This window comes from Candidatus Rhodobacter oscarellae, from assembly GCF_001078595.1.
GTDB lineage: Bacteria > Pseudomonadota > Alphaproteobacteria > Rhodobacterales > Rhodobacteraceae > Rhodobacter_B > Rhodobacter_B oscarellae.
Window position 1 is genome coordinate 27,435 of the sequence record NZ_LFTY01000001.1, and the last position, 22,385, is coordinate 49,819.

At 53.3% G+C, this 22,385-nt stretch carries 24 protein-coding genes and 2 pseudogenes; 9 read left to right on the top strand and 17 right to left on the bottom strand.

Going from position 1 to position 22,385, the window contains the following annotated elements; genetic code table 11:
• Nucleotides 1-305: 305 nt before the first annotated feature.
• Complete coding sequence (locus AIOL_RS26290; protein ID WP_049641030.1) at nt 306-515, bottom strand: hypothetical protein; 210 nt, start codon at nt 513-515, stop codon at nt 306-308.
• A gap of 409 nt (nt 516-924) precedes the next feature.
• Between AIOL_RS26290 and AIOL_RS00120 the strand changes: the two genes are divergently transcribed.
• Nucleotides 925-1,959 carry an NAD(P)/FAD-dependent oxidoreductase gene (locus tag AIOL_RS00120; protein WP_235438808.1) on the top strand — a complete coding sequence of 345 codons (1,035 nt, stop codon included), beginning with the start codon at nt 925-927 and terminating at the stop codon, nt 1,957-1,959.
• A 7-nt stretch (nt 1,960-1,966) separates the two neighbouring features.
• Here the strand turns inward: AIOL_RS00120 and AIOL_RS24105 are convergent, their stop codons facing one another.
• Nucleotides 1,967-2,671: a YkgJ family cysteine cluster protein gene (locus tag AIOL_RS24105; protein ID WP_082152338.1), complete on the bottom strand. Its 705-nt coding sequence runs from the start codon at nt 2,669-2,671 to the stop codon at nt 1,967-1,969.
• Between the two features lie 26 nt (nt 2,672-2,697).
• Here AIOL_RS24105 and AIOL_RS24110 point away from each other — a divergent pair, with 26 nt between their 5' ends.
• Nucleotides 2,698-3,027, top strand: coding sequence for a hypothetical protein (locus tag AIOL_RS24110; RefSeq protein WP_235438809.1), 330 nt, complete (start codon nt 2,698-2,700; stop codon nt 3,025-3,027).
• A 45-nt stretch (nt 3,028-3,072) separates the two neighbouring features.
• Nucleotides 3,073-3,180: pseudogene (locus tag AIOL_RS24740) on the top strand.
• A gap of 17 nt (nt 3,181-3,197) precedes the next feature.
• On the opposite strand, the gene AIOL_RS00125 reads toward AIOL_RS24740, so the two are convergent.
• The 4 genes from AIOL_RS00125 to AIOL_RS24120 form a co-directional block, all read right to left on the bottom strand.
• The gene (locus AIOL_RS00125) at nt 3,198-3,797 is read right to left on the bottom strand and encodes a 30S ribosomal protein S7 (RefSeq protein ID WP_049641031.1); all 600 of its coding nucleotides are present in this window, start codon (nt 3,795-3,797) and stop codon (nt 3,198-3,200) included.
• A gap of 4 nt (nt 3,798-3,801) precedes the next feature.
• Nucleotides 3,802-4,239 (bottom strand): 30S ribosomal protein S12, encoded by a 438-nt coding sequence (locus AIOL_RS00130; protein ID WP_049641032.1) that lies wholly within the window; start codon nt 4,237-4,239, stop codon nt 3,802-3,804.
• A 3-nt stretch (nt 4,240-4,242) separates the two neighbouring features.
• A complete protein-coding gene (locus AIOL_RS24115) occupies nt 4,243-4,707 on the bottom strand; it encodes a NusA-like transcription termination signal-binding factor (RefSeq protein WP_082152339.1) in 465 nt (154 codons plus the stop codon).
• Between the two features lie 63 nt (nt 4,708-4,770).
• Nucleotides 4,771-4,941 (bottom strand): hypothetical protein, encoded by a 171-nt coding sequence (locus AIOL_RS24120; RefSeq protein WP_200898710.1) that lies wholly within the window; start codon nt 4,939-4,941, stop codon nt 4,771-4,773.
• A gap of 652 nt (nt 4,942-5,593) precedes the next feature.
• Here AIOL_RS24120 and rpsA point away from each other — a divergent pair.
• On the top strand, nt 5,594-7,255 hold the full coding sequence (gene rpsA / locus AIOL_RS00135) for a 30S ribosomal protein S1 (protein WP_049641033.1): 1,662 nt from the start codon (nt 5,594-5,596) through the stop codon (nt 7,253-7,255).
• A 271-nt stretch (nt 7,256-7,526) separates the two neighbouring features.
• Nucleotides 7,527-7,685, top strand: coding sequence for a hypothetical protein (locus AIOL_RS25340; RefSeq protein WP_160314368.1), 159 nt, complete (start codon nt 7,527-7,529; stop codon nt 7,683-7,685).
• 30 nt (nt 7,686-7,715) lie between these two features.
• Here AIOL_RS25340 and AIOL_RS00140 read toward each other — a convergent pair whose 3' ends face one another.
• From AIOL_RS00140 to AIOL_RS00175, 8 genes are all read right to left on the bottom strand, one after another.
• Nucleotides 7,716-8,387: a LysE family translocator gene (locus AIOL_RS00140; RefSeq protein WP_152912287.1), complete on the bottom strand. Its 672-nt coding sequence runs from the start codon at nt 8,385-8,387 to the stop codon at nt 7,716-7,718.
• Between the two features lie 331 nt (nt 8,388-8,718).
• The gene (locus AIOL_RS00145) at nt 8,719-10,548 is read right to left on the bottom strand and encodes a LuxR C-terminal-related transcriptional regulator (protein ID WP_082152340.1); all 1,830 of its coding nucleotides are present in this window, start codon (nt 10,546-10,548) and stop codon (nt 8,719-8,721) included.
• 68 nt (nt 10,549-10,616) lie between these two features.
• Entirely contained in the window at nt 10,617-12,401 is a 1,785-nt protein-coding gene (locus AIOL_RS00150) for a LuxR C-terminal-related transcriptional regulator (RefSeq protein WP_082152341.1), read from the bottom strand.
• A 170-nt stretch (nt 12,402-12,571) separates the two neighbouring features.
• The gene (locus tag AIOL_RS00155; RefSeq protein ID WP_049641037.1) at nt 12,572-13,183 is read right to left on the bottom strand and encodes a LysE family translocator; all 612 of its coding nucleotides are present in this window, start codon (nt 13,181-13,183) and stop codon (nt 12,572-12,574) included.
• Complete coding sequence (locus tag AIOL_RS00160; protein ID WP_152912288.1) at nt 13,183-13,503, bottom strand: CBU_0592 family membrane protein; 321 nt, start codon at nt 13,501-13,503, stop codon at nt 13,183-13,185. The genes AIOL_RS00155 and AIOL_RS00160 overlap by 1 nt, the downstream gene beginning before the upstream one ends.
• Before the next feature lie 428 nt (nt 13,504-13,931).
• Entirely contained in the window at nt 13,932-14,651 is a 720-nt protein-coding gene (locus tag AIOL_RS00165) for a transporter substrate-binding domain-containing protein (RefSeq protein ID WP_082152342.1), read from the bottom strand.
• On the bottom strand, nt 14,648-15,013 hold the full coding sequence (locus AIOL_RS00170) for a MerR family transcriptional regulator (protein ID WP_049641039.1): 366 nt from the start codon (nt 15,011-15,013) through the stop codon (nt 14,648-14,650). Before AIOL_RS00170 ends, AIOL_RS00165 begins: the two co-directional genes overlap by 4 nt.
• Nucleotides 15,014-15,258: 245 nt before the next feature.
• Complete coding sequence (locus AIOL_RS00175) at nt 15,259-16,596, bottom strand: DUF3179 domain-containing (seleno)protein (protein WP_049641878.1); 1,338 nt, start codon at nt 16,594-16,596, stop codon at nt 15,259-15,261.
• A gap of 330 nt (nt 16,597-16,926) precedes the next feature.
• Here AIOL_RS00175 and AIOL_RS00180 point away from each other — a divergent pair, with 330 nt between their 5' ends.
• A complete protein-coding gene (locus AIOL_RS00180) occupies nt 16,927-17,835 on the top strand; it encodes a DMT family transporter (RefSeq protein WP_082152343.1) in 909 nt (302 codons plus the stop codon).
• A gap of 246 nt (nt 17,836-18,081) precedes the next feature.
• On the opposite strand, the gene AIOL_RS00185 is transcribed toward AIOL_RS00180, so the two are convergent.
• The 3 genes and pseudogenes from AIOL_RS00185 to AIOL_RS00195 form a co-directional block, all read right to left on the bottom strand.
• Nucleotides 18,082-18,408 (bottom strand): DUF1330 domain-containing protein, encoded by a 327-nt coding sequence (locus tag AIOL_RS00185; RefSeq protein ID WP_049641041.1) that lies wholly within the window; start codon nt 18,406-18,408, stop codon nt 18,082-18,084.
• Between the two features lie 2 nt (nt 18,409-18,410).
• A pseudogene (locus AIOL_RS00190) lies at nt 18,411-19,321 on the bottom strand (transposase); the annotation flags it as partial.
• 449 nt (nt 19,322-19,770) lie between these two features.
• Nucleotides 19,771-20,457: a fumarylacetoacetate hydrolase family protein gene (locus AIOL_RS00195; RefSeq protein ID WP_049641042.1), complete on the bottom strand. Its 687-nt coding sequence runs from the start codon at nt 20,455-20,457 to the stop codon at nt 19,771-19,773.
• A gap of 474 nt (nt 20,458-20,931) precedes the next feature.
• On the opposite strand from AIOL_RS00195, the gene ihfB reads away from it, so the two are divergent.
• The 3 genes from ihfB to AIOL_RS00210 all read left to right on the top strand — a co-directional run bounded on the left by ihfB (nt 20,932) and on the right by AIOL_RS00210 (nt 22,367).
• Nucleotides 20,932-21,213 (top strand): integration host factor subunit beta, encoded by a 282-nt coding sequence (gene ihfB, locus AIOL_RS00200; RefSeq protein ID WP_049641043.1) that lies wholly within the window; start codon nt 20,932-20,934, stop codon nt 21,211-21,213.
• A gap of 144 nt (nt 21,214-21,357) precedes the next feature.
• Entirely contained in the window at nt 21,358-21,723 is a 366-nt protein-coding gene (locus AIOL_RS00205) for a LapA family protein (RefSeq protein WP_049641044.1), read from the top strand.
• Between the two features lie 5 nt (nt 21,724-21,728).
• Entirely contained in the window at nt 21,729-22,367 is a 639-nt protein-coding gene (locus AIOL_RS00210) for a phosphoribosylanthranilate isomerase (protein ID WP_049641045.1), read from the top strand.
• Nucleotides 22,368-22,385 lie beyond the last annotated feature (18 nt).

Genomic DNA, 22,385 nt, shown 5'->3' on the forward strand with positions numbered 1-22,385 from the left:
GAACTTAAGAAATTATTATTAAATCATAAAAAAAGAATTAGTAAATTCGAATCTGACAAGTCTTCTCAAAAAAACTTCTAAATCAAAAAGTATCTATGATAGAATGAGATTATAGAGCAATTTTAACATCCAACCTACATATCAAAATACATNGGAATAAGAAAGGAAAACTAGAGCTTTAGCCTCTAAACGACTAGCAACGATACCTTTGAGCGTGTCAAGCTGCTTGAGATCTTTTCCAATCAGATACTTTTCCGTCGACGTTGCTCGGTACTTGAGGACATCGTATAGACTATTTGTCGAGATTAGCTCCGTTTAGGCCTTACCGTGCGCGCGGCTATGCCACCGTAGACAAAGCACGTTCCCAACGGAATCAGCTTCAATCTCGATTCGGTCACTTTCATAGAAAATCCCGCGTTGACGTAGGCGTGCGCGTTCTGATAGCGAGGCATGATTTTGAACGTTGCAAACTTTTCCGTGGCGTCTTCAGCGGGAATGATAAGACTGACAATCATCTATCGCACAAGCAATACGTTGTTATCCATGCGTTCTTCCCTCTTGCGCGACGACTTACTTTTGACGTCATGTCAGTGACAAGAAACTCGGCAATATCGTATTCTTTTACCCCATCGACGACGTCAACTAAATTCGAGATTTCCGTTTGCACGCGAAATTAAATTTTAAAATGTAAACTAAATACAGAATTAAAGAAAATAGAAAGGCTAGAGTTTAAGATCAATCCCTATAAAGGACTGATGACATCTCTTTCGCTTAAGATCTGAAACGTTTGTATTCAGATGACAAACCACCTTTCTAAACTAACTACGCAGTTGTGATATTTAAGATACTCTACTATTTCGTACTAACTAGGATCATCCAAAAATCTAGCACTAATGAAATTTCCAGATAGTATATTTATTAGGCATGAATGAATTTCAATTCATCTTGAAAATAGCAGTAATGGGAATGGGTGTAGCTGGCTCTTATCTCATGGCCAGACTAAAGAACACCGAACATGAGGCTGTTGGATACGAAAGAATGACTGAAGACAGACACGACTCCATCTGCGCATGGGGAACTATAAAGTCAGTACTGGACGGATTTTGTAAAAAGACAGGAAGAAACTTTGATGACTTTTTGATTCATAACGGAAGGAACATGCACGTCAAGATGAATGATGATGTAAAATTTGACATTGGATTAAAAGGATTATGCACGTATAACAAGCTAGGACTGATCAAGGATTTCATTAAGGATTGCAAGATTATCTATGGGGCCCCACCAAGTATTGAAGAGTTAGAAAAAGAATATGATATGATTGTGGATTGTACAGGATTTCACAGGGTATATCTACCAAAAATGAAAGAAGATTTCTTTTTACCAACATATGAGTACAAGGTTGAATATGAAAACGGCGTACCATATGATGACTTTTACATTGAACCGTTTCCTGGCATGTCAGGATACTTTTGGTATTTCCCACTAGGGGACAATTTTGCACACATTGGTGCAGGAGATTACAACAAGAATCATATCAAAGCCACTGATGCATTCTTGGAAAAACATGGAGGAAAAATAGTCGCAACCAAGGGACGTCCAATTAGATTGGCAACTCCAGACAGATGTAAGCCATACTATTCAGGTAAAGTAGTAGGAGTTGGAGAATCAATAGGAACCGTATATGCACTATTGGGAGAAGGAATTATTCCATCCATGCAATGTGTAGAAATTTTTCTAGAAAACATGCATGATTTCAAGGCATATGAAAAAGCAGTAGAAAAACATTACAAGGTTTATGCAAAGGTGTTTAATTTTGTCAGAGCAAAGATTCACAAAGATTTCAGCTTCTTAAAGGCGCTGCCAGACTTTATGTCAATTTTTCTATACATGAAAAAACACGAAGACAGGTTTGGAATGAACATCAAGATTGCAGATTTACTAAAAGTGGCAAAGGCCTAGACATCATCTAGTTAAAACTTACAGAGCTATAAGATTCCCGATTGGTGCGATTTGATGCCATGTTATAGTCATAAATAATTGTAGAATAAGATTTAAGCTCATCCTTCATTTGATCTAGATTATCTGCAAGATAAAATCCTGGACAATCTCCAGTAAACTGATATGTTGCATGTACTCGTGCAATACCTTTTTCATTTTCCAGCCAGCTTGCAAAAGGATACAGATAACATACACCAGGTCTATCAGGATGCATACTACATCCACCCTCATCATCCAAGAACCTACATGAAATATGGGTTCCATCTTCGGCTTCGATTTCATCATCTTTTCTCTTAAGATTGATGGTAGTCATGGTAGTCATCTGTCCTGACGGACCAGGTTCTTCATATGTAACGGTGAGTGTTTCATTTTTGATAAAATCCGAAGTGCTTTTGTATTTGAGACCTTTTCCAATTGTAATCAAATCGTCTGAAGTCAGAGGAAGTCTACCTTGTCTATCACAACAGTTGTGACAGTCGGGCCAAAAACATTTCCATAGAATATATTTTTTTTCTGAATTCAAATAGGGTACGTGAAAAACTACATCCTTAACCTTGATTGCAAAGTCAGACACATCTGTAATATTTCCTAGCACAAACTTTTTTAATATTGGGTCAAAGTCCCAATCCTTTTCCAACAAATCTAATGATTCTTGAATTTCTTTTTGAGACAACTCTTAAGTAATAACATCTTTTGCAGATGTTATTAATGTTGAGCGATAAAGGAAAGTATGCATCAGCTACAGAGAATAGGAGATTTGTATGGAGTGAAATTGTTTGGCCTTTGATTTTAGAAATCAACGATGTAGCATTTTCATTAAAACAATTTCAAGCAAAGCGAGAACAAATCTGCAAGGAAAAAAATATGACAAAAACTATTCCTTCTAGAGGACTAGTATCACTGATGCAAAAAGGAATCATTCTAAAAGAAAAAAACATCTATTCTATTCATTTCAAATTAATTCCATACATGCGGTTAAAAGCAGTGTGTGATTATGCAACTGCAATTCATGAAGTCAGAATTAGATAACACCTGCAAATGATTATATTCCAAAACACATCAATTCATTTTGGTAGCCCGATAGTCTAGCGGTCAAATAATTACAATTTAGATCAAGGATTCTGCCCTCTGGATCTCAAGAGTGGATAGGCGGAGACGGCAGTTCGAATCTGCCTCGGGCTACTTTAAAAATTATTTAACTATCGAGATGCTTGTGCTATACGTTCCAGCTCATGTTTTTTCTTAACTGATGGCGCACTAGAGTCATTTGATGCAGCAAGCATTAGTTGTTCAGCCATATGTTCCTCAATTGGTTTTGGATTGGAAAAAGTTGCCTCTTTGATTGCATCAGAAATAAATTTCAAAGCTAAATCAACTCTTCGTATTGGAGCAACATCTACTGATACGTGATAGACTGTACCACCATAGACTATTCTGGTTGTATCCTCATTTGGAGCAGAGAACTCAATAGCTCGGACCAAAACCTCAACAGGATTCTGGCCAGTTTTTAATGCAATAATATCAAAAGCAGTTTTTACAGTGTTAAGTAATTTGGTTTTCTTACCAGTCATTCTACCAGTATTCTTTGCGTATTTCTTTCCAAAATGCATCGTCTTGTTGATCAGTCTCTCAACAATATTGACATCAGCTTTATTGAACCGTTTAAGAGCTGAACGACCATACGTATAGGGCAAAATTTGTTTTCTTAACGAAATAGCAGTTTTTAATCCAGGATCCTTAACTTCTATATCGGATAAATCCCATTTTCTAAATAACAAAAGATTCTTTGTCTGAGCCATTTCTCTATCTCCTAGGTTTCTCCTTCTTTCCTATTACCAACTCATGTAGCGCAGTACCATTAACTTTGAAAACTTTGAATCTAACTCCCGGAATATCCCCCATTGCACCACCCTGAGTTGCACCCATACCTTGAATGTGTACCTCGTCATGTTCATCAATAAAGTTCATTGCGCCGTCTCGGGGCAAAAAAGCTGTAACCGTCTTTCCATTTTTAATTAATTGTACCCTTACACATTTTCTAATGGCAGAGTTTGGTTGTTTAGCAGCAATACCAACCTTTTCTAAGACAATACCACGAGCTTGCGGAGCACCGCCAAGTGGATCAGATTTCTTATCAATACCTAATTTTCGTCTTTTAAAAGTTGAGATTGCCCATCTTTGTTTCTTCTTTTTATTCGTAAGAACCCTACCAGCAAATAATCCAAGAGGTGATTTTCTCATATCTTACATCTCCAAAGTTGTACGTTCAGGACTATTGATCAATACACTGCTAATATCAAAATATCGTTTTGCAAGTAATCTTGCCTTTTCGGCATTTCTACCTTCCCTACCAACAACAATTCCTTTCTTTCTTGGATCAACCATAACAATTGCCTGTTTTGTTCCATCTACTCGTTTATTTATTTTTACTTCGGAAATAAGTTTTGAATTAAGCAAGTTAGTCAAAAACTTTGCAGGATCTTCATCAAATTCTACTAACTCTACATTTCTCTTTACAATATTCTGTAGAGATTTAATGTGAACACCACCCTTGCCAATTGCAAGTCCCATCTTACCAGTATTAACCACAAAAATTACTCTATCTTGCTTTTCATCCTCCACACAATCACGAGCAGTTGCACCCGTAACATTTTGAAACAAAGACATCATACGCATTTGATCAGTTGTGAGTTTGATAGATTGCGCCATTAGAGTTCCTATTTATCTCCGACAAAAAATGTCTCATTTAAACTTTCATTAAGTAAATTGCAATTATTCATTTTTTTTTTCAGCCTCTGTATCTTTCAAAATTGATTTGATGCTTGCATCATCAATGGAAGTAAATGAAATTGTTGAAATTCTAAATTGTAAGCCACATAACCTACCTAATGCGACTGATGTTCCCTGAAAGTTTACCAATGGTATTTTTTCTTTTTTTGGCATCGGCTGTCTGTGTCGGCATTTTAGTCCCCCGCTCCATGGCGCGCGGCGATCTGGCATCGGCGCATATTTTCAATTCTTGAGATAAAAATTTAACGGTTTACACAGGACTTGAGGTGAATCATTAAACATTAACAAAGTAGCTGTCTACACTGCTCCACTTGAGAATATTGCAAACAACTGAAATCACATTATTTTATCTGTACTTTGTCGCGCCGAGGGATACTTCAGACCAGGCCGCCTTCGTCAACGGCGACCATTCCGGTTGCGCAACGTCACGAAACATCCACCCAGGGCTGTGGATTCGGATTGACCATCGGGCGCTTGCCCCCTCGCGCAACATCGCTACGCAGCGGGGGCGGGAGGCGTGCAAGCACACAGCCTACCGGCTTGCTGCAACATGCTTGCAAACTTGCCCAACCGCACGTATACGCGCGCACGTCAACAAGGCGGATCAACCGCGGGACACATGAGCAGGGCCGGGAACCTCCGGCCCTCTTTGTTTTCTCGGGCCCGTCTGACCAAAGAGCAACCGTTCCGCGCCGGCAAACCGGCGTGGGCCTTAGCAAAGACCCGTGGAGCCAACCGCGCGGCCCGTTAAATCCCGCCCCAAACTGGGGTCTGAAAAGGAAAAGTTAGATTGGCTAACGCAACCATGGAGGAATTCGAAGCCCTCCTCGCAGAAAGCTTCGAAATCGACACGCCCGCCGAGGGCAGCGTCGTCAAGGGCAAGGTCATCGCCGTAGAGGCCGGACAAGCCATCATCGATGTCGGCTACAAGATGGAAGGCCGCGTCGATCTGAAAGAATTCGCAGAGCCGGGCGAGGCGCCCAATGTGAACCCGGGCGACGAGGTCGAGGTCTATCTGGACCGCGTCGAGAACGCCCGCGGTGAGGCCTCGATCAGCCGCGACAAGGCCCGCCGCGAGGAGGCCTGGGACCGCCTCGAGAAGGCCTATGCCGACGAGAACCGCGTCGAGGGCGCCATCGTGGGCCGCGTCAAGGGCGGCTTCACCGTCGACCTGGGCGGCGCCGTGGCGTTCCTGCCGGGCAGTCAGGTGGACGTGCGCCCCGTGCGCGACGCCGGGCCGCTGATGGGCCTCAAGCAGCCGTTCCAGATCCTCAAGATGGACCGCCGCCGGGGCAACATCGTTGTGTCGCGCCGCGCCATCCTCGAGGAGAGCCGCGCCGAGCAGCGCGCCGAGGTCATCGGCAACCTGTCCGAGGGCCAGTCCGTGGACGGCGTGGTCAAGAACATCACCGAGTACGGCGCCTTCGTCGACCTGGGCGGTGTGGACGGCCTGCTGCACGTCACCGACATGGCCTGGCGCCGGGTGAACCACCCCTCCGAGATCCTCTCCATCGGCGAGACGATCAAGGTGCAGGTGATCAAGATCAACAAGGAAACGCACCGCATCAGCCTCGGCATGAAGCAGCTGCAGGCCGATCCTTGGGACTCTGTGTCCAGCGCCTACCCGCTGGAATCGACCCATACCGGCCGCGTGACCAACATCACCGACTACGGCGCGTTCGTCGAGCTGGAGCCGGGCGTCGAGGGCCTGGTGCACGTCTCCGAGATGTCCTGGACCAAGAAGAACGTGCATCCCGGCAAGATCGTCTCCACGAGCCAAGAGGTCGAGGTCATGGTGCTGGAGATCGACGAGGCCAAGCGCCGCGTGTCCCTGGGGCTCAAGCAGACCATGCGCAACCCGTGGGAGGTCTTCGCCGAGCAGTTCCCGGTGAACACCGAGGTCGAGGGCGAGGTGAAGAACATCACCGAGTTCGGGCTCTTCATCGGGCTGGACAACGACATCGACGGCATGGTGCACCTCTCGGACCTGTCCTGGGACGAGCGCGGCGAGGACGCGATCCAGAACTACCGCAAGGGCGATCTGGTGCAGGCGGTGGTCACCGAGGTGGACACCGACAAAGAGCGCATCTCGCTGTCGGTCAAGGCGCTGGGCGGCGACAAGTTCGCCGAGGCCGCGGGCGGCGTGAAGCGCGGCTCGATCATCACCGTGGCGGTCACCGCCATCGAGGATGGCGGCATCGAGGTGGAGCACGAGGGCATGAAGGCCTTCATCCGCCGCTCCGACCTGTCGCGTGATCGCGCCGAGCAGCGCCCCGAGCGCTTCGGCGTGGGCGACAAGGTGGACGTGCGCGTCACCAACGTGGACATGAAGTCCCGCCGCCTGGGCCTGTCGATCAAGGCGCGCGAGATCGCCGAAGAGAAAGAGGCCGTGCAACAATACGGCTCCTCCGACTCCGGCGCGTCCCTGGGCGACATCCTGGGCGCGGCGCTGAAAGGCGACGAGTAACGCCCGTAGGGCGGGACTTGTCCCGCCTTCACCCCAAAAACAAGAAAGGCCCCGCCAACCGGTGGGGCCTTTTCTTTGCTGACGGCGCCCCCGCGGCAGCCGCCCCCAACAACGCCGCCCGCACCAATCAACGCGTTCGGACCATTGACGGCATCAGGCGATCAAAACAAATGGAGCGGAGCGCCACACCGGGCCACCGCAGAGCATGCAACGGCCAAATGGCAGGTCTGAGCCCAGAACCACCGATGCTGCGCGATGCAAGAATGGCGGCATGAACCGAATTGCCGAACAACAACTGTCACGCGAACGCAAGCTGTGGATCAAGCCGCGATTATCCGCTGACGTGTTTTATGTTGTGCAAGGTGGGATTGAAAAATTGGACATGTCCAATGGCAACTCTGAGCCCTCTTTGACCGATGCTGCAACCTGAATGAACGTCAGCTTTGTAGCTCGGCTCTATTTAACCCGAGCGATGCTGTGACGCTGCCAGTGCGCCTCCAAGCGCGATCAGGATGCCGCCGCCTACCGCTTCTATCAATTCAATGACACGCTCCTTCATGAGGCGTGCAGACAGCGCGGAAGCAAAGCCGTAGAAGACAAGTATTGGAAGTTCCAACAGAACCGAGACGACGCCAAGAATAACTAGCTGGGCGGCGACATTCCCGTCAGGTGATATGAATTGCGGGAGGATCGCCACAAAGAATAAGATATTCTTTGGATTTGATGCCTGAAGGGTGAATCCCTGCCAATAAGATTTGACCGGAGTTTGCGGAACCTTTGGCGCAGCGGCTTTCGCGTCTGACAAGTCCAGGCCTTCACCCAAGGATCGTTTTTGCCAGAGGTGTTTTGCCAGTGGCATGATCATTCCAACGCCAAGAAACACTAGATAGGCAGCGCCTATCCATTTGATTATGGTAAAAAGGGTGGCGCTAGCGACAATCAAGGCCCCGATCCCGAGTGCGGACAGTGTGAAGAAGATCGCGTTCGTTGACAGGATCCCCAACGTCGCCATGAAGCCGATGCGAAATCCCTGACGCATGGACAACCCAATCACCAGCAGCACCGCCGGTCCCGGCGTGAGCGAAAGCAGGAACTCAGTCAGAGCAAACAAAGCCAGTGTGTTGAGGTCCATTAAAATCTCCACTCAGTATTCCCAATAAGCATCTTGGATTTCAGTGAAATTGACCAGACTAAAACTTTAAAAGCCGACATTGGCGTGCTCGCAGCGAAGGTTGAAAAAGTCCGCCGAGCGGAGATCTGGTGAGGGGCTACATAATAGCCTCTAGGGAGCCTTAAGGTCCGCTTCGAGCCCAGTGCTGCCGTTGCTTGCCCATCCTGGATGCTGCACGTGCAGCCCGCATCGCGGCCATTCATGCAGACCGCAGAAAATAGGAAAGGGTCGATTCACAGATCGCGGGCGCAGCGCCCTTTCGCTGCGGATGCACCAATGTCAGCTTAACGCGTTATCCGGCGTCTACGGCTAGCTTGAGGTCTGGCTTGGATGCAAGCTTCATTGTCCTTGTCCCCCTTGCTGCTTCTGCCAGGATCGGGATCAGTTTATCATGCTGTTGATACATCAGTGCCAAACCAGCGTTTGGGACGATCTCAAAATGCATCCAGGGATAGGCGGTGCGCAAGGCGCTGATCGCATTAATGTCGATCGTTGGATCCTGTTCCGCAATGTAAACACGCACCGGGATATGGCGCATTCTCTGCATCAAGTGGCTCCAGTCCGCGTGGAAGGCGACGTACTCCATGGCAAATGCCTGCGCCGCGTTGGTTGATGGTCCGGCCATGAGCTCGAGATTGGCGACCAGAATTTGTCTGACCTCATCGGTCTCGAGAAGCATCAAGTCGGCCGGTGAGTCCTGACATAACTTGCGCAGCATGGCCTCTGGCCCGATACGCTTGGCCATCATCATCACGGCCTTCGCCGCGAACCGGGCCAGTCCCGGGTTATGGCGTGCAGCCCAGACAAAAAAGCGTTGCCATTGTCCTGCGCCCTGAACGTCCAGGCCGTTTGGAAGACAGGGCCGCGCACCTATGCCAATCAGCTCGGAAACGACCTCTGGATGTCGTGCGACAAGATCGGCGGCAAAGGGGAAATCGCTTCCGTGAATGGCGTAGGGCAAGCGAGAAAGACCCAAATGTTGCAACAAAAAGACCGCGTCCGCGCTTGTGGTGCTCAACACGTCCGCATCGGTTCTTAGATTGTCGCTGTGCCCATAACCTGCCCGGATCGGGCAGATGACGCGCAGATTGTGTTCGAAAGCCGAATGGACCATTGCGGGCGTCCATCGCACCATCGCAGACCCCATATGAGAAAAAAGGATCGGGTTGCCACTTTGGGGGCCCATGTCGTGATAAGTCATGTGACGACCATCGGGCAATGTGACGGACTTGAAGGGTTTCCAGACCTCGGACTGAAGCCAGCGGCCCTTGGCGGCAAATGCGGTTTCGGGTGCCTGCGAAGGCCGCGTCTCCGCAGCTTGTGCCTGGGGGAATTCGCCAAGCGTCAGGGCAAGGCGCACGACATCCGCCTGAGAGCGCACATTCATTTTGGAGATGATCGACTTTAACTGCTCGCGCACTGTGCCGACGGTGGTGCCGCGCGCGTTTGCGATGGATTTTGTATCCTGGCCCTCGGTCAGGCGACGCACGACGCCTTGTTCGGCCTGGGTCAGCTGAAAGGCCTGCTTCAAAATGGTTCCAACTGACTCTCGCCAATGAATATATGTTGAGACAAGGAGCGCGACAGGTTCTCGGTCGGCGGTTTGCGTGACCCGTACGATCCGAAACAGCATGGTGCCCTGCTTGGTCTGGGCCTCAGCCTTGAGCAGTCTTTCGAGGCAATCAGGCCGGTGCAGAACATCTCGAGTCAAACGCAGTAAAGAGGCCTGCACATCCTGGGGGATGTCCAATGACGCCAGCGTGTCCCCGGCCTGAACGTCAAAGGCCGCCTTAGCACCGGCGTTCACGTCCTCTACGACAAGGGATGTGTTTACGGTGAACGCAGCGAAGGACGCGTAGGGCTTTAGATGATCCTGCGCGTCCGGGGGTGACGTGTCACCGCGCCTCAGAAACGCTTCGGCCCTCTCAAGATGTGCATTGAAATACGCATCAAATGCGCTTGCTGCTCCGTCCTTGCCTGGCGCAAATTGTTCGGCAAGGTCGGCATCAGCCCAGAGCTGGATGAAATCCTCTAGGAATGATGGATCAAGCGCAATTTCATAGATCCGGTCAAGGATAAGCGCGTGATCTGTGTCCAAGCCTGAACTGGTGCCTTCTGGCATTTGATTTGTCTGCGTCCTTGCGTCGTTGCGACACAAGTTAGTTCATTTCAGACCGTTGCATAGGGCTCTTATTTAATATGTTTGGCTTGCCCTGCGGCTTCGGCCAGAATGGGCAACACATAGGCATATTGATTGTAGATCAACAGCTGCCCTGCTTTCTGGATCACTTCGATATCAATCCAGGGATAGGTATCGCGGTAGGCGGCAATCACGGCGGCGTCATAGAGCGGATCCTCCGTCCCGTTGATGAAACGCGTGGGGGTTGCCCTGGCGGACAACATAAGGTGGGTCCAGGATGCTTCGCTGACCAGCAACTCCATGACGTAGGCCTGCGAAACATCGGTGGTTTTGCCGGCAACGAGCTCTCCGTTCGCGACAAGAACTGCGCGAAGATGGTCGTCTTCCAGCAGCAACATATCCGATGGAGAGCTGCCGTTCATATGTCGGAACATTTCCAACACGCCGATGCGCCTGCTCATGGAAACCCCGGCCTTGGCGGTGAATTTCAGCAGATGGGGAGCATATTTGGCGGTCGACATGAAAAAGCGGTGCCATTTGCTCATGCTGGCATAGTGGTCATCCCCCTCGAGGCTGGCCCGCGCGCCTATGCCGATGATCTGGCTGATCCGTTCCGGGGCATGTGTCGCCAGATCAACGGCAAAAATCAGATCGTTCCCCTGCGGGACATAAGGCAACCGGTCGATCCCGAGATGGTCCAGCAGACACAGCGTATCCGCCCGGGTGACGGCGAGGATGTCGTCTTTCATATCAACGTTGTCCGAGCGTCCGTATCCCGCGCGTATCGGAACGATGACCCGCAACCCAAGTTTAAAGGCCAGGCGGATCATCGGCCGGTGCCACCGCGCCATACCGTACCCCATGTGCGTCAACAGGATTGGCGCACCAAGGCGGGGGCCGATTTCCAGATAATCCATGCGCCGCCCATCCGGAAGGGTAAGCGTTTCAAATGGTTTCCAAACCTCGGCATGAAGCCAGTCAGCGGGCGCCACATCGGGCAGGCTGTTGGTGGTATCCGCTCTGTCCTCTGCCGTCTTGCTGACTTCTTGCAACGACATAATGAGGCGGATCACCTCGGACTGCGTGCGCGCGTTCGTCTTGGCGAGGATCGATTTGATCTGCCCCCGCACGGTGCCTTCGCTTGTGCCTCGGCTTTCAGCGATGGTCTTGGCATCCATCCCTTCCACAAGGGCGCGCACGACGGCTTGTTCTGCGGCAGCCAGCTGGAACACCTCTTGTAAGGTTTGGCCAAGGGCAGCGCGCCAATGATACTGCGTCGTTACAACAAGCGCGTAAGAGAGGGTTTGACCGGGAAGTTTCGGAAGTTTGTGGATTTGGAACAACGCGGCGCCGCGTGGTTTTGCCAAATCTACTTTGATCAAACGATCTGATGGCTTGGGCGACGCAAACGCCGATCTCAAACAACCATCGAGCGCATCCAAAGACGCTTCGGGCAGATCAAGCGCGTCAAGGCACGCGCCTGGTTCAAGGCCAAAGGCATGCCCCGCACCTGCATTTGCCGCCACAACGCAGTGATCATGATTGACGACAAAGGCCGCCAGGCTATCGAAGCGCGCCAGCATTTCGGCGAAATCCGGTCCCGTGTCCTGGCTTTCCGCACGACTTAGGAATGTCTCTGCGCGTCGCAGGTGGGCTGCGTAGATCGCATCGAATTGATCAATTTGTGCAAACGTTTGCCGCGCTTCATGGGTGTCGAGGCCGGCACCATTCCAAGCTCCGATGAAATCATCCAGGGACTCGGGATCAATCGCAATGTCGTAGAGTTGATCAACGATATTATGGCGTGGCAGATTGGGCTTCAAACTTAGGTCCATTTATTCAATCTCAAGTCGTTAATAATCTTTTGCGCCAACGGTTTCGGGTGGCATGTCGGTGTGCCTGCACATGTTAATTATCATATCAACGCATGCAGACACACCTTAAGTTCCGGAGGAGCTAACGGAAGAGGAAGTTACCTCCGGAATTCCGCGACGGAATCCCGCAATCAAAGGAAAACCATCGTCCCGCCACCACCAACGAGCAGGGCGGAAAGACCCCTGTTCATATACAGCTGCCCCATTTCGGATCTAATCAAGCGGCGCAACTGCGCCGCAAACACAACCACCAGTGCCGCCGCCAGGGCGAGGCTGCCAAAGGTGATCAGTGCAATGATTAGAAAGTCCGGAAGCGCGATCGTGGTCATATTCATGACCTCGGGCAAGGACAGCGGAAGCATGATTGCGATGTAGGGCGAGATAAAGCAGGTCGCGATGCCTGCCAGAACCGAAGACCCCTTGGACGCCGGAACATCCGCGTCTTTCTGGGCAAGGTCCACGCCGCCTTTCCAGATGTCATAGGCGACCCACAGAATGTAAGCCATCATGACGTATTTAGTGTAGTCAAAGACCTCGGGTACGGACGTCAACCAGGTGCCGAGGCCGAAACAGACGGCACTGATGATAATCACACCGCCAATCGCGTAGCCAAGGCCAAAGCCCGCGGCCCCCTTGGTATCGTTGCTCGCAGAGCGCACGATCAGCATGAGCACAACCGGCCCCGGCGCAATCGCAAGAACGAAGACAGTCAGAAAGAAGGACAGAGTATCTGCATAAGACATTAACAAGTTTCCGGATCTGAATTGGCGACCAAGACGTTACTCGTCTTTGACCATTTTCGACGCAGCCGCAGGCAAAGCCCCGTTACGCCAATGATTATGACGCTCCCTTGGATGAGAGCAGCCGAAAGGTTGAATTCAGCAATCAAACTGAGTGCAACAAGGCTCGAAGACATCACGTTGGCCAGGGAATAGGCCGTGCTGTTGCCGTTCATCAGCCCCCACTGCACGGCCGCAAAGGCGGAAATGTACATAATGAAGCCAACAACACCCAGAGTCTCAAGCAGGCCGAGCGTTTCAGCGTAGCGAACAATGTGATCCATGGGTCTTCCTTCGATGTCACAAACGAAGGGGTAGGCAGTTCGGAAAAATGCGGCATCTCCCATTTGGGGGATGCGGGTCAGAAATTTGTGGAAAGTAAGGTTTTCCATACTCTTACGAGTAAGCGACGATCTCAAATAATGGCCTCTTCAAGCGCCTGAATCTAACCCCAAATGGCGACATTGGTACAGCGTGCAGCATCGGTGAGTTTGGGCTCTCTGCCACCGTTAGATCGGTCGCAGCATCCTCTAAGATCTGCCCAGATCGCGGCGTCACGGACGGCCCATAAGAGACACTCAGCACCCAGCTGGCTTTCTGCGGTCGCAGCCCGCATCGCGGCCATTCGCGGCACCGCCGACAACAGATGACAGGTGAATTCACACATCGCGGGACTAAGCCGTCGCTCGCTTTGCCAGAGCGCAGGGCTGCTCTACCCTTCAAACGCCGCTACCAGATCAACCTCTTGATCCGAGAACCCAAACTTCCCGACCATTTTTCGATGTGCTTCGGTCCCCAGATATTGGGAGAGGACAGCATCAACTTCCCGCAGAAGCTCGGTCTCTTCCAGCCAGAATGCAAATGATCCAAACGCTGGCGGTTTTTCGTTCGGAGGCACCAAGATCAATTCGATCGGCCATTCGGCGTTCTGCACGATAAAGCCCGTGTGCGCCATTCCCACACTGGCATAGGCATCGGCCCTTCCCTCTCGCACCGCTTTCGCCGCCTCCTTGTATGTCTCGAAAATCATGATCCTGTTTTCATCGACACCAAATTCAACCGCAGAGCGGTGCTGGAACTGATCGCGGATAACCGCCAGCCGAGCATTTGGATTATCTGCGACCGATTGATAGCCGCTTAGTCCCAGGGGATTGCTCTTGGCGACCAATAGCCCATCCGGCAGCGCCCAGATTGGCCGACTGAATCGTGCGCTTTTTCTGCGTTCGTCAGTCCCGAACAATCCGGTCGTCATACGCCAGCGACCGTCCCCAAGACCGGGCAACAGCTCGGCAAACTCTGTCTCGACCGGCTCAAAGTCAGCGGCCCCGAGTTCGGCAAACACATGCCTTGCAAGTTCCACATCACTGCCAGTGACGTGGCCGGTGTTGTCGACGTAGTTGAAGGGGGGCTCGATTAAGTAGGCAAATTTCAAGGATCATCCTCTTTTGTGTCTGGGCCATAGCTGGCAATCTTGATGGCGAGGACTTCTTCGCATTTTTCGAGCTTCGCGCGCTTTGCCTTCAGGGTGTCCGCATGATCGGCGAGGATTTTCCGACGCTCTGCGATACCGGTATCACCCGCCTTGGCGAGCGTCGTGAACCGTCGCATCTGCTTGAGCGACATGCCCGTTTCGCGAAGCCAGTACAGCAGTGTGAGCCATTCAATCAGCCGCGGTGTGAACCGCCGGTGCCCATCCGGGCCGCGCTCGATCTTGGGCAGCATACCCGACTTCTCATAGAACCTTATCGTGTACGCGGACAATCCGCAGGCTTCTGACGCCTCTGCAATTCTCATCTTGGCAAGTCTTCCTCTAACAAATTTGGTAGCGGGTTAGAGTTACTCTAAGTCAATGCTGAATTCTAAAAAGCAGTCTTTTGTGGGGAGCGCAGCACCGGTCAAATTGGGCTCAGAGCCGCCATCGGAGCCGACGCAGCATCTGAACTGTAGGAGACCAGGAGCACCATCGTGGTCGGCCTATTCCGGATGTTGGCCAAGTCGTTCGCCGCTGCGGTGAAGCTTTCGCAAATCAGACCTTCAATCTACTCTGCCCATAAGACCGTCTCCGAGTAAAACTGCGACCAAGCAAACCAAAACGCCTCATGACTCATTAGTTCCTCGCCTTTTGATTTGGTCGCTCTCACGCCTCCGGCGGACAGCTCCAGTCTCACGTCCTCGAACGAGACTTCTTGGCCTGCTACCAGTGCAGCGACTGCTGCTGCGCGGGGAAAGGCGACAGGAGTACCGTTATCGGTGATGGTGCCGATGATGTCTTCGTGCACAGGTAGGCGCGGGTCGACGTCCCCTATCGGGAAGATAGGGCCATTGGCATCGCGTGTTTCGCGCAGATTGAAGTCACGACCGAGGGCCAAAGCTTCAACCATGACTGTTGTGTTCGGATAGGCCAAGCGCCAAGACCCCCAGTCGGATGTGATGACCGTCGCTTGTTCCAATTGGAGCCCGATATCAGCCAACGGGCCCGTCACCGCCTTGCCAAGGAATGTATCAAACACCGAATGTGTTTCGATGTCATACATAACTTTGTTTGAGCGGATCAGCAGGCCGGACGTACGTAAGATGGGCCGTTTCACACCTGCTGGCAGGCGATCTGTAAAGAAGGCCTGCGCGGCTCCGCACAGAGTGCAATATGGAATGCCAAGATCGCGGCCGCCGAGTGTGTCATTCACCATTTCACGCACTTCCATGATCCTTCGAGGATAGGCGCGCGCCTGACCGTTCACTACGATACCGAAGATGATTTCATCATCTGCCAACCAAGTTGCCTCTTTTGCGGTGCTGACTTCGGGATTATCGACAGCAGGGATGCAATGGCAGACATTGTCAGTTGTGTCATAGGGGCGCGCATCAATGTTCACCCCGCCCCAATCCACGAGCTGCCATGCGATATCACCCTCGACAAAGATTTCGTCCCAACCGGGAACATAGTTGGTAAAGACGCTGCGCTTATGCGCGAGGTATCCTGGATAGGCGGGCATGTCCCACGCGATCATCTTGTTGATAATCTGCTGACGCAGACGACCGCTACTAAAAGCGGTGTCGAGGATGGTCGCCGCGACGCGCGTTAACGCAGCACGGAATTCCGGCCGCCAAGCAAAACGCTGCATATCGGTGATAATCCAAACCAGTCGCGGATCATGTGTTCGCGCGAGAGTATCAAACGCCTTGGTGTTTGCTGGGCTCCAATCGGACTGGTTCACCGCGATTGCTAGAACCTCATCCAACGCCTCATTCACCGTTGCGACCAACGGGCCTTCTGGGATCGTCGGTGGTGCTCCAAATTCAGCGATCACATAGTCGGGCAAAGGCGCAAGGTCCTGCCCCCAAAGCACGTTGGACGGGAAACAGAGCGTGACGGCCATAGCGAACAGGTGGCGAAGCACAGCGGTTCCTTCGATGCGAAATTGTTTCGCAGATGCTATGCCCAGAATGCAGCAACGTGGCTTCACATTTTCATCAGGCGACAGCGCACCTAATGATTGGGGCCAGCATAAGGCGGCCCATACCCGGCTCGAAGCGCATTGCCTGAATGCTACGACGCAGCCCGGCGTAGCTGCCATTCGTGCGCGGCGCAGCAATACCTGAAGGTCAGTTTTCGCAGTCAAGGGTCTAAGGCGCCCACATTCTCCTAGTGCGGCCCATGGCTTTGACGTTTAGTCCATTTGGGGAAGATTCCATGAAAGGCCGGACCAATGACGCTCCCAGGACCGCGAGTGCTCGGATTAATAGCGGCGCTTGCCACAGTGACGATTTGGGCAGCATTCATGTTGATCACGCGATTTGCGGTGCAGGGCAGTTTCACAGTTGAGGAACTTTTGATCCTGCGCTTAGTGCCAGGTGCTTTGGTTATGGTCCCATTCATGTGGCAGCTTGGTGTGATGCCGCACGGGCAGTCATGGCCGCGCGCGGCAATGTTGATGGTCGGCGCAAGCGCAGTCTTTCCGTATGTCGTGTCCAAGGGGCTGGCCTATGCCCCTGCCTCGGATGGCGGAGCGCTGGCCCCCGGGATGTTGCCATTTTGGACCGCGCTTGCGGCATATATCTTGGCTGGAGAAGTCACGGGTCCGCGCCGCCGGTTTGGTCTTGCGATGATTTTGACCGGCGCAATGATCGTCAGTCTTTGGCAAATCCTTTTAGGCACTGACAATGGCGCTTGGAAAGGTCACCTCATGTTTCTGACCGGCTCGGGTTGCTTTGCGATCTATTCCATCATCTTTCGACAGAGCGGACTCAGCCCATTGCACAGTTTGGTCATTGGGCTGTTTTGGGGTACACTGTTAATCACTCCGCTTCTCCTGGCCACGGGCAACGTAAGCTTCGCTACGTCCGATCTGAAGGACGTAGCCGTAATGATCGTGCTTCAAAGTTTCATAATTGGGATTTTGGCAATGTTCTTGTTCGGCTATGCGGTGCAACTTATCGGCGCTGCGGAAACCGCTGCATTTGGTGCATTGACTCCCATCCTTGCCTTACTTGGGGGCGTGGCCTTTCTGGGAGAAACCGTGACCACGCTTAAAGTCTTTGGCGTCATCCTCGTAGCGGCTGGGGTCTTTTTGGCATCGGGTGTTCTAAGCAAACCAAAGACATCGACCACATCCTAAATCCAAAAAACCGCGTGCTTCAGCACGACCGGCCCATACCGACTCTCAGCTCCGCTACCGGATGCTGCGGTCGCAGCCCGCTTAGCGGCCCTTCGCTGCTCCTGCGAAGATCGAAGATGGTCGAACTCACAGTGTGCGGACAAAACAGCCCTACATTGCAGCCGTGCAATTGACCGCTGTCGGTCATAAGCAGACGCAATCTAGTCGTGGATCGGGCCGTATGCTTCCCGATCAACTCGGTTCGGTTCAACCTGCTTTCAGATAGGGGATCGCTCCGGCGATATCCGTGTCGTCAATTACATGGAAGTTTGAGACGCTTCCAGACCGGCGAGCTTGGCCATAGGGAGCGTAGTCAGGGTCAGCTGCGAAGCTATCGAGTGCTTCCCGGCTCGGGAACTCAAGGATTGCGATCAGAGTGCTGTCTTTCGCAGTACCCTCGATAGTTTCGATATTGCCGCTCCGAGACAAGTGTCGGCCTCCGTGCTTTTCGGCCAGCTTGTGAACGTTCGAGCCGTATTCTGGTACCCATCCGTCATGCGTGATCTTGATATCGGCGATTAGATAGACACTCATGCTTGCTCTCCTTTTGTGCGGCGGGCCGGACTGGCCGCGCCAGCTACCAACAGGTTGGTGTCCGTCTTGGCATCATAGGCGAAGTCTGCCTTGTCGAAGCGACCCCGTGCTCGCGCATTCGAAGTTTGCGGCTTCGGAACAACGACTGAGATACCCGCCTCCTCACAGGCAAGGATTTCTTCGCTCTTGAAGTAGCCCTTATCCGCGACAGCCTCGATCTGGTCGGCAGCCATGGCCTCCCGCGCTGCCAACGCCATCATCGATAGCGCGTCCCGGTCATAGCCGTGTATCGTCACCTCGTGAGCGACAATGAGATGGTTCTCGGCATCCACCGCCGTCTGCACATTGTAACCAACCACGCGTGGCATACGAGGTGTCGTGGCCATAGAACGTGCGTCTGGATCGCTCAGCGAGACCTGGGCCTCACCGGTCTCATCCATGCGTTTCTCAATGGAGCGATAGCGTGCCGCTTCCTTCTGGAGGTGCTGAACCTTGCACAAGGCGCGTTCCATCCGGGCTTCGGGCATCACCGTGCCTGTTTGTTCATACACCTCGTCCGCGCGATCAAGCTCACCCAAATACCGTACAATGGCCAAATCAATATCGCTCAGCTTCTGGCGCAACTTGCCGCGGGTGTAGTTCTTGGCCTTCGCATTCATTGCCTTGAAGCGACTGCCGTCGATGGCAACTAGGGTGCCGTCCAGAAGGCTGATATCACGGCACAACGCGACAAACTGCTGGCATAGCTTGCGGATCGCAGGACCGTTACCTCTGCGGAAATCGGCAATCGTTTTGAAGTCAGGCTTCAGCTGGCCCGTCCGCCAGATCAGTTCCAGATTGCGACCACATTTCCGTTCAGCCGCCGCGACGACTGCACTTGGTTCAAATAGCCGTAAAGGTAAATCCGAAGCATCGATTGCTCGGACTGTGCAGTCTTAACCAACATAGTCCCCAAATACTCAGGCAGCAACATCGCCTGCTGACGATTTAAACCCTAGATAAAATGACCCATCAAAAGCCTCTGATTTACACCCGAACACGATACCAGAAATCAAACAAAACAAGAAATTTTCAAACAGTCTCTCCGCTTAACCGACATTCGGGACAAACACGTCGCCTAGCCGCAAACGTCGCGCGCAGGACTGTGCCTAACCCTCCGCACGGTCTGTTAACCATGGGGTTCCGCGGAGCGGGTGCCCGACGGAAGTCCGACGTTTTGCCGACAAAAGTCCGACGCGGGTTTTCTCAACAAAATAAGGCGTTAACTCCCGATTCGCGGCGATGCCCCACGGACTCACCGCGCGGGCCGTTTGGGCCGAGTTTTGCGCAAGGCAGAAAGTGCCAACGGGTCCGGCGCTGCCGTCAGACCACTTTCACCGTCAGCCCGCTCAGCCCTGTGACCGCGACCTCCATCACGTCGCCGCGCTGCACCGGGCCGACCCCGGCGGGCGTGCCCGAAAGGATGACGTCGCCGCCCGCCAATTCGAAATAGGCGCTGAGGTAGGAGATCATCTCGGGCACCTTCCAGATCATCTGGTTCAGGTCCCCCTGCTGGCGCGGCTCACCGTTGACGCTCAGCGAGATAACGCCCTCATTCAAGAGCCCCGTTTCGCCCACCTCGTGGATCGCGCCCACCGGGGCGGAGCGTTCAAACGCCTTGCCGATCTCCCAAGGGCGGCCCAGTTTCTTTTGCGCGCCCTGCAGGTCGCGGCGGGTCATATCCAGCGCGGCCGCATAGCCAAAGACGTGGCCCTCGGCCTCCGCTACGGGGATGTCCGTGCCGCCGGATTTCAACATCACCGCAAGCTCGGCCTCGTGATGCACATCCGACGAGTGCGGCGGGTAAGGGAATTCCCCGGACGGGTCCAAGTTGTTGGGGTTCTTCTGGAAAAAGAACGGCGGCTCGCGATCCGGGTCATGCCCCATCTCGATGGCGTGGGCGGCATAGTTGCGCCCGATGCAGTAGACGCGACGCACCGGGAACAGCTCCGACGAGCCCGCAATGGGCAGCGCCGCCAAGGCCGGCGTTTCGATGGCATGTTTCGGCATGTTGTGGCGTCTCCCTGCGGCGCATTCGCCCTGGCATAGCGAGGCACCGGCGAGGAATCAAACACACGGCACACCGCGCGGCGCGAATTTTGACAAAAAGCGTCAGGGATCCGGTTGATTTACATGCGAATTTTCCGCGTGACCATTTTGGGGCAGGCCTGCCCTCTGCGATGCGACACACACGGAGGCCCCAGTCACGGTCACCTCAGATCGGGCCTCAGCGCTTCCCGGCACACTATACAGGCCGCCGAATCATTTTTTGCACTTGTGTATCAACCTTTCCGCCGCGCCTATTGCCCGGTCAACACACCGCTCAAATCAGCTAAATGCAGCGCACTCGCCCGTAGAAAGGCCAAATTTATCACCCGTTTGTGAGTGAAACTGTTTCATGAGGCAAGATTTCTGCCTATAGTCTCACAATTGCTTGGCCGCATATTGTAGCGGTGAATACTGGTGCGCAAAGGGGGTGCTGCCATGATCCGGTCGGAGTTAATCCAGAAGGTAGCGGACGAAAATCCGCATCTCTACCAAAGAGATGTCGAGCGGATTGTTAACACGATCTTTGAGGAGATTATCGAGGCGATGGCCCGTGGGGACCGGGTCGAGCTGCGCGGTTTCGGCGCGTTCTCGGTAAAGCAACGCGACGCGCGCGTCGGTCGCAACCCGCGCACCGGCGAGAGCGTCCAGGTCGAGGAAAAGCACGTGCCCTTCTTTAAGACCGGCAAGCTTTTGCGCGACCGCCTGAACGAGGGCTAGGGTTCCGCAACCTGTTGGCCCGCGCGGGCGTCTGGTCGCGGCACAAGCCCTTCCAATTCGCCGCCCGGCGCCTTAAATATCCAGTAGGTTCAGCCTGGGCGTGCCGCGAGTCGGCGCGCCGGTCATCAGAATGGATGCACGCAAATGCGCTATATCCGCTACGCGCTTCTGGCGCTTATCGCGATCGTCTTGATCACTCTCGCCGTGGCGAACCGGGGGCCGGTCACGCTGCGCCTGCTGCCCGAGGACATCGCCAACCTGGTCCGCTGGCCGGAGGCCGCTACCGGGGTCACCGTGCCTCTGTTTGTGGTGATCTTCGCGGGTGTGGTGCTGGGCGTTCTGCTGGGCTTCGTGACCGAGTGGATCCGCGAGCATAAGTTCCGCGCCGAGGCCGCGCTCGGGCGCCGCACCGCCGCACGGCTAGAGCGCGAAGTATCCGAGCTTAAGACCGACAAGCACGATGGCGACGACGTTCTGGCGCTCTTGGATGACGCCAGCCCCTCGCGCTAGACGCAATGCCCAGCACAAGGGTCAAGATCTGCGGCCTCAACGAGGCGGATCAGGTCGCCGCGGCGGTGGCTGCCGGTGCCGCCTATCTGGGCTTTAACTTCTTCCCCAAATCGCCACGCTATGTAACCCCGCAAGAGGCCGCGGCGCTCGCCGTCGAGGTGCCGCCGGGCGTCTGCAAGGTCGCACTCTCTGTGGACCCCGATGACGCGCTGCTGGACGAGATAACTACGGTCATGCCCGTCGACATGCTGCAACTTCACGGCCACGAGACGCCCGCGCGCGTGACCGAGGTAAAGACCCGCTATGGCCTGCCGGTGATGAAGGTCTTGGGGATCGCCGAGGCGGCGGATGTCGCGCAAATCGACCTCTACATGGGCGTCGCGGATCAGATCCTGATCGACGCGAAGGCACCCAAGGGCGCGGTGCTGCCCGGCGGAAATGGCATGCCCTTCGACTGGCGCCTGCTGCAAGGGCAGCGCTGGACGACACCGTGGATGCTCGCGGGGGGATTGACGCCCGACAATGTGGCCGAGGCCGTGGCGCTGACCGGCGCGCCGCAGGTCGATGTCTCCTCGGGCGTCGAAAGCGCGCCCGGCGTAAAGGACGCCGCCATGATGGCCGACTTCGTTGCAGCGGTGGCCTAAAGCCCAAGCCTGTGCCAC